Source organism: Citrobacter sp. Awk 2, assembly GCF_028069815.1.
Classification (GTDB): domain Bacteria; phylum Pseudomonadota; class Gammaproteobacteria; order Enterobacterales; family Enterobacteriaceae; genus Citrobacter.
Genome location: NZ_JANEWL010000130.1, coordinates 1 through 10609 on the forward strand (window position 1 = coordinate 1; position 10609 = coordinate 10609).

Genomic DNA, 10609 nt, shown 5'->3' on the forward strand with positions numbered 1-10609 from the left:
TTAAACTTCGTAATGAATTACGTATGTTCACTCAAGAGACTTGGTATTCATTTTTCGTCTTGCGACGTTAAGAATCCGTATCTTCGAGTGCCCACACAGATTGTCTGATAAATTGTTAAAGAGCAGTACCGCTTCGCTTTTTCTCAGCGGCGCGGGGTGTGCATATTACGCCATCCCGCTACGAAGTCAAGCATTTAATTTCGCTTTTCTTCGTGAGGTTCTCAGTGGAACCCCGCTGACCTGGCGGCTTGTAATCCGTTGTTCCGTGTCAGTGGAGGCGCATTATAGGGAGTTATTTCAGGCTGACAAGTTAAAAATACAAAAAACTTATCAAGCGATTACTTTTCAACCAGAAGTTCGATTCTGGCCTGGTTTTTAAACAAAAACGAGCCCCGCAGGGCCCGTTTATTTAGGTTTTGTGACTTACTGCACTGCCACAATACGATCGTCATTCACTTCCAGACGAATCGGTTTGCCCGGAATCAGCTCACCAGACAAGATTTGCTGTGCCAGTGGGTTTTCGATCTGCTGCTGGATAGCACGTTTCAATGGACGTGCACCGTATACAGGATCATAACCATTCACACTCAGCAATTTAAGTGCTTCGTCAGAGATGTGGATTTCATAACCACGCTCTTCCAGACGTTTGTACAGACGCTGCAGTTGGATCTGAGCAATAGAAGCAATGTGTTTCTCACCCAGCGGATGGAATACAACAACCTCATCTATACGGTTGATGAATTCCGGGCGGAAGTTCTGGCTCACAACGCCCAGCACCATATCTTTCATATGGCTGTAATCCAGCTCGCCGAAACGCTCCTGAATCAGATCAGAGCCCAGGTTCGAGGTCATGATGACAACCGTATTACGGAAATCGACCGTTCTCCCCTGCCCGTCAGTTAATCGACCATCGTCAAGCACCTGCAGCAGAATGTTGAAGACATCCGGATGCGCTTTTTCCACTTCATCCAGCAGGATGACCGAATAAGGGCGACGACGCACCGCTTCCGTCAGGTACCCACCTTCTTCATAACCGACATATCCCGGAGGCGCACCGACCAGGCGAGATACAGAGTGTTTCTCCATAAATTCGGACATATCGATACGCACCATCGCATCGTCACTGTCGAACATAAAGTTCGCCAGCGCTTTGCACAGCTCGGTTTTACCGACACCGGTTGGCCCCAGGAACAAGAATGAACCAATCGGACGATTCGGATCGGACAATCCTGCACGGCTACGACGGATGGCGTTAGATACCGCTTCTACCGCTTCGTTCTGGCCAATCACGCGGCTGTGCAGATCCTGTTCCATCCGCAACAATTTTTCCCGCTCGCCTTCCAACATACGGGCCACCGGGATACCGGTCCAGCGCGCCAGCACTTCGGCAATTTCTGCATCCGTCACTTTATTACGCAGCAGACGCATAGTTTTACCTTCAGACTGGGTTGCCGCTTCCAGCTGTTTTTCCAGTTCCGGAATTTTGCCGTACTGCAGTTCAGACATGCGCGCCAGGTCGCCGACACGACGCGCCTGTTCGATAGCGATTTTTGCCTGTTCCAGCTCTGCCTTAATAGTTTGCGTTCCAGAGAGGGACGCTTTTTCAGCTTTCCACTCTTCTTCTAACTCTGAATACTGGCGCTCTTTGTCGTCCAGTTCTTCATTAAGCATATCAAGACGTTTTTTACTTGCCTCATCAGACTCTTTCATTAACGCCTGCTGTTCCAGCTTGAGCTGGATAATGCGGCGATCGAGTCTGTCGAGTTCTTCCGGCTTGGAGTCAATCTGCATACGAATGCTGGACGCTGCTTCATCGATAAGGTCGATAGCTTTATCCGGCAACTGACGGTCAGCAATGTAGCGGTGAGACAGCGTGGCTGCCGCAACAATCGCCGGGTCAGTAATCTGCACATGGTGGTGCAGCTCGTAACGCTCTTTCAGGCCGCGTAGAATCGCGATGGTATCTTCAACGCTTGGCTCAGCCACAAACACTTTCTGGAAACGACGTTCCAGCGCCGCATCTTTTTCGATGTACTGGCGGTATTCATCCAGCGTGGTGGCCCCTACGCAGTGCAGCTCCCCGCGCGCCAGCGCCGGTTTCAGCATGTTACCGGCGTCCATTGCGCCATCGGCTTTACCTGCACCGACCATAGTATGCAACTCATCGATAAACAGAATGACGTTGCCTTCCTGTTTCGAGAGATCGTTGAGCACACCTTTTAAACGTTCTTCAAACTCACCGCGATACTTCGCCCCGGCCACCAGCGCGCCCATATCCAGCGCCAGCACGCGACGACCTTTTAACCCTTCAGGTACTTCACCGTTAATGATTCGCTGTGCCAACCCTTCGACGATAGCGGTTTTACCAACACCTGGCTCACCGATCAAAACTGGGTTGTTTTTAGTACGACGTTGCAGCACCTGAATCGTGCGGCGAATTTCTTCATCACGACCGATAACCGGATCGAGCTTGCCTTGTTCGGCGCGTTCGGTCAGGTCGACGGTATATTTTTTCAAGGCCTGACGTTGGTCTTCAGCCCCCTGGTCATTCACGCTTTCACCTCCACGCATTTGTTCAATTGCCTGAGTGATATTGGCGGTTGTCGCTCCTGCTGATTTTAATAAATCGGTCAGCGTACCGCGCGACTCAAGCGCTGCCAGAACGAACAGTTCTGACGAAATGAAATTGTCTCCACGTTTTTGCGCCAGCTTGTCGCAAAGATTCAGTGCACGCACCAAATCCTGAGAAGGCTGAACATCACCGCCGGTACCTTCTACCTGTGGTAAACGGCTCAATGCCTGATCAATCGCTGTGCGTAACTGGCCAGCATTGATGCCAGCGGACGTTAACAAAGGACGAACCGATCCCCCTTCCTGATTCAGCAAGGCGCTCATTAGATGAAGTGGTTCGATAAATTGGTTGTCGTGCCCCAGTGCGAGTGACTGGGCATCGGCAAGAGCAAGCTGGAATTTATTGGTAAGACGATCCAGACGCATAACTCCTCCCATAACAGGTCAAAATTGCTACTGGAGATTAAATGAGGTCATCCCTCAATTATTCAAGGTGAATGACCTGAATTATGTGAAAAGAAAATTACACGTACCGGATCGTCTTGATTCTTTAGGTTATATCAGCCAAATAAAACTTGCCATACGACCCGTGGTATTGTCGCGACGATAAGAGAAGAACGTCTCACTTTCGTTGAAGGTGCAATGGTCGCCACCGTAGACGCTCTCTACCCCTACATTTGCCAGACGTTGACGTGCAATCTTATAGATATCCGCCAGATATTTTTCACCACGCGGCACAAATGCACTGTCAGCTTGCGGATCTTTTGCCATAAACGCGGTGCGAACTTCTGCACCTACCTCAAACGCGATCGGACCAATCGCCGGCCCTAACCAGGCAATAATGTTTTCCGGCTTGTCGGCAAAGCACGCCACCGTTTCTTCCAGCACACCTTCACATAACCCGCGCCAGCCCGCATGGGCCGCCGCCACTTCTGTTCCAGCACGATTACAAAACAGCACCGGAAGACAGTCCGCCGTCATCACTGCACATACGGTGCCTGGCGTATTGCTGTAGGACGCATCTGCACGTTTAGATAAGTATGGCCCGCCGCTTAATTTCAGGACATCTTTACCGTGTACCTGTTCAAGCCAAACGGGTTTCGAAGGCAGATTGCCCGCAGCAAACAGCCGCTTGCGGTTCTCTTCCACATGCTCCGGGTTATCGCCACAATGGGCACCCAGGTTCAGCGAATCATAAGGCGACATACTGACGCCGCCAATGCGGGTAGAACTACAGGCTGCGACACCCTGAGGTATCGGCCACTGCGGGACAATTAGCTTACTCATAACCAGGCAACATCATCCTTATGCTCTTCAAAATCAGCGCGCATCACTTCGATAAGCTCCACCATATCTTGTGGGATTGGCGCATGCCATTCCATCTCGATACCGGAAATCGGATGATACAAACGCAACATGGTCGCGTGCAGCGCCTGACGGTCAAACTTACGCAGCACGGAGATAAACTCGTCAGAAGCGCCTTTCGGCGGGCGCGGACGACCACCGTAGACCTGATCGCCTACCAGCGGATGGGTGATATGCGCCATGTGCACGCGGATCTGGTGCGTACGTCCGGTTTCCAGACGCAACCGCAGACGCGTGTGCACACGGAAATGCTCCATAATGCGATAGTGCGTTACCGCAGGTTTCCCCATTGGATGCACTGACATATGCGTACGTTTGGTGGGATGACGGCTGATCGGTTCTTCGACCGTACCACCCGCTGTCATATGGCCAATCGCCACGGCTTCATACTCACGAGTGATTTCGCGCAGCTGCAATGACTCGACCAGGCGTGTTTGCGCCGGGACAGTTTTTGCCACAACCATAAGCCCGGTTGTGTCTTTATCCAGACGGTGCACAATACCGGCTCGTGGGACATCCGCAATTGGCGGGTAGTAATGCAGCAACGCATTCAAAACCGTACCATCAGGATTGCCCGCGCCCGGATGAACCACCAGATCACGTGGTTTGTTGATGACGAGAATGTCGTCATCTTCATAAACGATATCCAGCGGGATATCCTGAGCTTCAAAACGAATCTCTTCATCAATTTCAGCATTGATGGAGACACGCTCTCCACCTAACACTTTTTCTTTCGGCTTATCGCAAAGATTGCCATTTACCAGTACGCGCTGGTCGAGGATCCATTCTTTTATGCGCGATCGCGAATAATCAGGGAACAATTCGGCCAAAGCCTGATCTAAGCGTTGACCAAGCTGATTTTCGGAGACTGTTGCGGTGAGTTCTACTCGTTGTGCCATAAACTGCTTCTTCGTTTAACGTTGGGTTTTACGGCTTTGCCGTTTAATATAGTGTGCTATTGTAGCTGGTCTTAACCGGGAGCAGGAACAGAGAATCTCCCGTATTACATTTTGAGGAAAGTCAAAACGTCATGACGCGCATGAAATATCTGGTGGCAGCAGCCACGTTGAGCCTGTTTTTGGCGGGTTGCTCTGGTTCAAAGGAAGAGGTGCCCGATAATCCGCCAAATGAAATCTACGCGACTGCTCAGCAAAAGCTGCAGGACGGTAACTGGAAACAGGCAATAACGCAATTGGAAGCGTTGGATAACCGTTATCCATTTGGACCGTATTCTCAGCAGGTGCAATTAGATCTCATCTACGCCTACTACAAAAACGCCGATCTGCCACTTGCTCAGGCTGCCATCGATCGTTTTATTCGTCTGAACCCAACTCACCCTAACATTGATTATGTCATGTACATGCGTGGCCTGACCAATATGGCGCTGGACGATAGCGCACTGCAAGGATTCTTTGGCGTCGATCGTAGCGATCGCGATCCACAGCATGCCCGAGCTGCGTTTAATGACTTTTCCAAACTGGTACGTGGTTATCCGAACAGCCAGTACACAACCGATGCCACTAAGCGTCTGGTATTCCTGAAAGATCGTCTGGCGAAGTATGAATACTCTGTTGCTGAGTACTATACCGCCCGTGGCGCATGGGTTGCAGTCGTGAACCGTGTGGAAGGTATGCTGCGTGACTATCCGGATACCCAGGCAACGCGTGATGCCCTGCCGTTGATGGAAAACGCTTATCGCCAAATGCAGATGAATGCCCAGGCAGAAAAAGTAGCGAAAATCATTGCCGCTAACAGCAGCAACACCTGATTGACCTCAGAATGCAAAACGGCAGCCTCTGGGCTGCCGTTTTTTTATTCGTTAACGCCACAACTGAAGCGGTTTAGCTGCGACGCATCCTATCAAATATGGCCTGCTTTCAGGTATTCCTCAAGTAAAAAATCGCCTGTTCCTGCGGTGCCTCACAAAAAGGTTTTCTTGACAAAAAGCGACAAAATAATGTGATTTAGATCACACATTTTGACATTAGGAACGGTATGCTGGAATCACCAAGACGGGAAAGACAAGAGGTAAAATTTATGACAATGAACATTACCAGTAAACAAATGGAAATTACTCCGGCAATTCGCCAGCATGTCGCAGACCGTCTCTCCAAACTGGATAAATGGCAAACTCATCTGATTAATCCACATATCATTCTGTCTAAGGAGCCACAGGGTTTCATTGCTGATGCCACCATCAACACCCCGAATGGACATCTGGTCGCCAGCGCAAAACACGAGGATATGTACACCGCCATTAACGATTTGATCAACAAGCTGGAACGGCAGCTCAATAAAGTGCAGCACAAAGGCGAAGCCCGTCGTGCAACAACTTCAGTAAAAGACGCCAACTTCGTCGAAGCAGAAGAAGAGTAGTCCCTTACATTGAGTGTATCGCCAACGCGCCTTCGGGCGCGTTTTTTGTTGACAGGGTGAAAACAGTACGGGTACTTTACTGATGTAGCCAAAGGAAAATTACATGAAACTTGTCCCGTTCTTCTTCGCATTCTTTTTTACCTTCCCCTGAATGGGAGGCGTTTCGTCGTGTGATAAAGAATGCGAAGACGAACAATAAGGCCTCCCACAACGGGGGGCCTTTTTTATTGATAACAAGAAAGGCAACACTATGACATCGGAAAACCCATTACTGGCGCTGCGAGAAAAGATCAGCTCGCTGGATGAAAAATTACTGGCCCTGCTGGCAGAACGACGTGGTCTGGCGGTAGAAGTCGGTAAAGCCAAGTTGCTGTCTCATCGCCCGGTACGCGATATTGATCGGGAACGCGACCTACTGGACCGTTTAATTCAGCTTGGTAAAGCACATCACCTCGATGCCCACTACATCACGCGCTTGTTCCAGCTTATTATCGAAGACTCCGTCCTGACCCAGCAGGCGCTCCTTCAGCAGCATCTGAACAAGATCAACCCGCATTCCGCTCGTGTTGCCTTCCTGGGACCAAAAGGGTCTTACTCACACCTTGCAGCACGTCAGTACGCCGCACGTCATTTTGAGCAGTTTATTGAAAGCGGCTGCGCGAAATTTGCCGATATCTTTAATCAGGTTGAAACCGGACAGGCAGACTACGCGGTAGTGCCTATTGAAAACACCAGTTCCGGTGCGATTAATGACGTTTACGATCTTCTGCAGCACACCAGCCTCTCTATCGTCGGAGAGATGACGATTACTATCGACCATTGCGTACTGGTGTCGGGAACAACCGATCTGGAGAGCATCGACACGGTATACAGCCACCCGCAACCGTTCCAGCAGTGCAGCAAGTTCCTGAACCGCTACCCACACTGGAAGATTGAATACACTGAAAGCACTTCAGCTGCGATGGAAAAGGTCGCCCAGGCTAACTCGCCACGCGTAGCAGCCCTGGGGAGCGAAGCCGGTGGTGTATTGCATGGTCTGCAGGTACTTGAGCATATTGAAGCTAATCAGACGCAAAACATTACCCGCTTCGTGGTTCTGGCACGTAAAGCAATCAATGTTTCTGACCAGGTTCCAGCGAAAACAACGTTGCTGATGGCGACAGGACAACAGGCAGGTGCGCTGGTTGAAGCGCTGCTGGTACTGCGTAACCATAATCTGATTATGACCAAGCTGGAATCCCGCCCGATTCACGGTAACCCATGGGAAGAGATGTTTTATCTCGATATCCAGGCCAACCTGGAATCACCCCAGATGCAAAAAGCGCTGAAGGAGTTGGGGGAGATTACGCGTTCGATGAAAGTATTGGGATGTTATCCGAGTGAAAACGTGGTGCCGGTCGACCCGAGCTAACGTGACAATGCCGGATGGCGCTACGCTTATCCGGCCTACAATTCAGGCGATTTTTGTAGGCCGAGAAGGCGAAGCCGCCATCAGGCTTCTTGCTTATTGACGGCTATCGTTAGCCTGGCGTAACAAGGTACGACTTTCACTCTGGAAGCGCTGCGCATAGTCGCCAAACCAGTGTTCCACCTTACGGAAACTGTCGATAAAAGCCTGCTTATCCCCCTGCTCCAGCAAACCAATCGCTTCGCCAAAACGTTGGTAATAACGTTTGATGAGCGCAAGATTACTCTCTGACGACATAATAATATCGGCATAGAGCTGAGGGTCCTGGGCAAACAGACGACCAACCATTGCCAGTTCAAGACGGTAAATAGGTGAAGAAAGGGCCAGCAATTGCTCCAGTTGCACATTCTCCTCCGCTAAATGCAGCCCGTAAGCAAATGTCGCAAAGTGACGTAGCGCTTGAATAAACGCCATATTCTGGTCGTGCTCAACGGCGCTAATCCGATGCAGTCTCGCGCCCCAAACCTGAATCTGCTCAAGGAACCACTGATAGGCTTCCGGCTGCCGCCCATCACACCAAACCACGACCTGTTTTGCCAGGCTGCCGCTGTCCGGACCAAACATCGGGTGTAAACCCACAACCGGACCGTCGTGTGCCGCCAGCATCGCCTGCAGAGGGCCATTTTTCACCGAGGCCAGATCGACCAGAATACAATCAGACGGCAGGCGCGGTAATTTCGCGATTACCTGTTCGGTAACGTGGATCGGCACACTGACGATCACCATGCCTGCATCGGCGACGATCTCAGTGGCGCGCTCCCAGTCCTGCTGTTCCAGTATCCGCACCTGATAGCCAGACAGCGTCAGCATCTTCTCGAACAGCCGCCCCATCTGCCCGCCACCACCGACGATCACCACCGGACGCAAAGAAGGGCAAAGCGTCTTAAAGCCTTTGTCATTCTCACTGGAATAAGATTCGCGCATAACCCGACGCAATACATCTTCGATCAGATCTGGCGGCACCCCCAGCGCTTCAGCTTCTGCGCGGCGGGAAGCCAGCATTGTGGCTTCCCGCTCTGGTACGTAGATCGGCAACCCAAAGCGGCTTTTGACTTCACCGACTTCGGCAACCAGCTCCAGACGGCGTGCCAGTAAATCCAGCAATGCCTTATCAACTTCATCAATTTGATCGCGCAATGCGGTCAATTCAGCAACCATACCAACCTCTTATGCTACACGCGCCGTCAGCTGGCCGTTTAAATCTTGACTAATTTCACGCAGTAGCGCATCCGTCATTTCCCAGCTAATGCAGGCATCAGTTACGGAGACACCGTATTTCATTTCGCTGCGCGGCTGTTCGGAGGACTGGTTGCCTTCGTGAATATTACTTTCAATCATCAAGCCGATGATCGAGCGATTGCCATCTTTGATTTGGGCGATCACAGATTCAGCCACGGCTGGCTGGCGACGGTAATCTTTATTGGAATTACCATGACTGCAATCTACCATCAGAGAAGGTCGTAGTCCTGCCTGCTCCATCTCTTTTTCGCACTGGGCGACATCAGCCGGGCTGTAGTTCGGCGCTTTACCACCGCGCAGAATCACGTGACCATCTGGATTACCCTGCGTTTGCAGCAGTGCAACCTGCCCCGCCTGGTTAATACCCACAAAGCGGTGTGATTGTGCTGCAGCACGCATGGCGTTAATTGCCGTCGCCAGGCTCCCATCCGTACCATTCTTAAAACCAACCGGCATAGAAAGACCAGAAGCCATTTCACGATGCGTCTGTGATTCAGTGGTACGCGCACCGATAGCTGACCAGCTAAACAGATCGCCCAGGTATTGCGGGCTGTTTGGATCTAACGCTTCTGTAGCCAGCGGTAGCCCCATATTCACCAATTCAAGCAGCAGTTGACGCGCAATTTTCAGACCCGCTTCAACATCAAAAGAGCCATCCATATGAGGATCGTTAATCAACCCTTTCCAGCCGACGGTGGTACGGGGCTTTTCAAAATAGACGCGCATCACCAGGTAGAGGCTATCGCTGACCTCTGCGGCAAGGGCTTTAAATCGACGAGCGTACTCAATAGCCGCTTCAGGATCGTGAATCGAGCATGGACCACACACCACCAGCAGTCGCGGGTCGCGGCCAGAGATAATGTCTGAAATGGTTTTACGCGACTGAGCGATTTGCGCCTCCTGTGCGAGGCTCAGCGGAAATTCCGCTTTAAGCTGCTCTGGGGTCATCAGAACCTGTTCGTCGGTAATGTGTACGTTGTTCAGCGCGTCTTTTTGCATGATGGTGATCCTGTTTAGCTCGTTTGCGATAGTTTTCCTCAGCGAGGAGGTAATCACGATAACACAACAGGTAAAGATTTCAATCCACATCCCGTAAATTTTTATTTACATAAAGCAATTTTTCAGCAAAAACACCGCAAGATACCGTACATTTAAATTTACACACCTCTATAAATGAATCCGCTATGCTTTAAAAAAACGGGGAGAACAGGCAATGAAGCAACTCATCTGTACCTTATTTGTATTATTTCTCAGCGGATGTCAGATAGATCCCTATACTTTCTCCCCCACCTGGACAGGTACCGACTGGTTTGATGCCGGGATTCAGGATGCCATTTCAGGCTATGTCGTTAAAGATAACGAGACACTTGCCGACAACTACAATGACCCAGAGGTCGATCGCGCCCAATATCTTAAAGGGTACGCCGAAGGACAAAGGAAAACCTGTCAGCAGGACTTTGTGTACGCGAGAGGATTGACCGGAAAAACCTTCCCTGCCAGTTGCGACACGGTAGACAATGCCAGCCAGTTACATGATGCATGGCAAAAAGGAGCAAATGAAGGTGCGGCCTCAACAAGGTTAAATTAAAC

10 protein-coding genes and 1 other annotated feature are annotated in these 10609 nt (G+C 50.7%); of the genes, 5 read left to right on the forward strand and 5 right to left on the reverse strand.

Annotated elements, in window-relative coordinates; genetic code table 11:
• Nucleotides 1-423: 423 nt before the first annotated feature.
• From clpB to rluD, 3 genes are all read right to left on the reverse strand, one after another.
• Nucleotides 424-2997, reverse strand: a complete 2574-nt coding sequence (clpB, locus tag NNO02_RS21270) for an ATP-dependent chaperone ClpB (protein WP_271442431.1) — start codon at nucleotides 2995-2997, stop codon at nucleotides 424-426.
• Nucleotides 2998-3126: 129 nt separating this feature from the next.
• On the reverse strand, nucleotides 3127-3858 hold the full coding sequence (yfiH, locus tag NNO02_RS21275) for a purine nucleoside phosphorylase YfiH (RefSeq protein WP_271455669.1): 732 nt from the start codon (nucleotides 3856-3858) through the stop codon (nucleotides 3127-3129).
• A complete protein-coding gene (gene rluD / locus NNO02_RS21280; protein WP_271442429.1) occupies nucleotides 3855-4835 on the reverse strand; it encodes a 23S rRNA pseudouridine(1911/1915/1917) synthase RluD in 981 nt (326 codons plus the stop codon). Before rluD ends, yfiH begins: the two co-directional genes overlap by 4 nt.
• A gap of 131 nt (nucleotides 4836-4966) precedes the next feature.
• Here rluD and bamD point away from each other — a divergent pair, with 131 nt between their 5' ends.
• From bamD to pheA, 4 genes are all read left to right on the forward strand, one after another.
• On the forward strand, nucleotides 4967-5704 hold the full coding sequence (gene bamD / locus NNO02_RS21285) for an outer membrane protein assembly factor BamD (protein ID WP_005130417.1): 738 nt from the start codon (nucleotides 4967-4969) through the stop codon (nucleotides 5702-5704).
• 269 nt (nucleotides 5705-5973) lie between these two features.
• On the forward strand, nucleotides 5974-6312 hold the full coding sequence (raiA, locus tag NNO02_RS21290) for a ribosome-associated translation inhibitor RaiA (protein WP_271442428.1): 339 nt from the start codon (nucleotides 5974-5976) through the stop codon (nucleotides 6310-6312).
• Between the two features lie 102 nt (nucleotides 6313-6414).
• Nucleotides 6415-6540 (forward strand) — a sequence feature (Phe leader region).
• Complete coding sequence (pheL, locus tag NNO02_RS21295; RefSeq protein ID WP_100250063.1) at nucleotides 6416-6463, forward strand: pheA operon leader peptide PheL; 48 nt, start codon at nucleotides 6416-6418, stop codon at nucleotides 6461-6463. (Overlaps the previous feature by 48 nt.)
• Before the next feature lie 22 nt (nucleotides 6541-6562).
• Nucleotides 6563-7723, forward strand: coding sequence for a bifunctional chorismate mutase/prephenate dehydratase (pheA, locus tag NNO02_RS21300; RefSeq protein WP_271442427.1), 1161 nt, complete (start codon nucleotides 6563-6565; stop codon nucleotides 7721-7723).
• A 93-nt stretch (nucleotides 7724-7816) separates the two neighbouring features.
• Here pheA and tyrA read toward each other — a convergent pair whose 3' ends face one another.
• On the reverse strand, nucleotides 7817-8938 hold the full coding sequence (tyrA, locus tag NNO02_RS21305; protein ID WP_271450276.1) for a bifunctional chorismate mutase/prephenate dehydrogenase: 1122 nt from the start codon (nucleotides 8936-8938) through the stop codon (nucleotides 7817-7819).
• 9 nt (nucleotides 8939-8947) lie between these two features.
• The gene (gene aroF, locus NNO02_RS21310) at nucleotides 8948-10018 is read right to left on the reverse strand and encodes a 3-deoxy-7-phosphoheptulonate synthase AroF (protein WP_005130422.1); all 1071 of its coding nucleotides are present in this window, start codon (nucleotides 10016-10018) and stop codon (nucleotides 8948-8950) included.
• A gap of 214 nt (nucleotides 10019-10232) precedes the next feature.
• Between aroF and NNO02_RS21315 the strand changes: the two genes are divergently transcribed.
• The gene (locus NNO02_RS21315; protein WP_271455670.1) at nucleotides 10233-10607 is read left to right on the forward strand and encodes a DUF2799 domain-containing protein; all 375 of its coding nucleotides are present in this window, start codon (nucleotides 10233-10235) and stop codon (nucleotides 10605-10607) included.
• Nucleotides 10608-10609: the final 2 nt, after the last annotated feature.

Excerpts from the sequence above, each read along its gene's own strand:
- clpB (WP_271442431.1), bottom strand. The coding sequence starts at position 2,997 with ATGCGTCTGGATCGTCTTACCAATAAATTCCAGCTTGCTCTTGCCGAT.
- yfiH (WP_271455669.1), bottom strand. The coding sequence starts at position 3,858 with ATGAGTAAGCTAATTGTCCCGCAGTGGCCGATACCTCAGGGTGTCGCA.
- rluD (WP_271442429.1), bottom strand. The coding sequence starts at position 4,835 with ATGGCACAACGAGTAGAACTCACCGCAACAGTCTCCGAAAATCAGCTT.
- bamD (WP_005130417.1), top strand. The coding sequence starts at position 4,967 with ATGACGCGCATGAAATATCTGGTGGCAGCAGCCACGTTGAGCCTGTTT.
- raiA (WP_271442428.1), top strand. The coding sequence starts at position 5,974 with ATGACAATGAACATTACCAGTAAACAAATGGAAATTACTCCGGCAATT.
- pheA (WP_271442427.1), top strand. The coding sequence starts at position 6,563 with ATGACATCGGAAAACCCATTACTGGCGCTGCGAGAAAAGATCAGCTCG.
- tyrA (WP_271450276.1), bottom strand. The coding sequence starts at position 8,938 with ATGGTTGCTGAATTGACCGCATTGCGCGATCAAATTGATGAAGTTGAT.
- aroF (WP_005130422.1), bottom strand. The coding sequence starts at position 10,018 with ATGCAAAAAGACGCGCTGAACAACGTACACATTACCGACGAACAGGTT.
- NNO02_RS21315 (WP_271455670.1), top strand. The coding sequence starts at position 10,233 with ATGAAGCAACTCATCTGTACCTTATTTGTATTATTTCTCAGCGGATGT.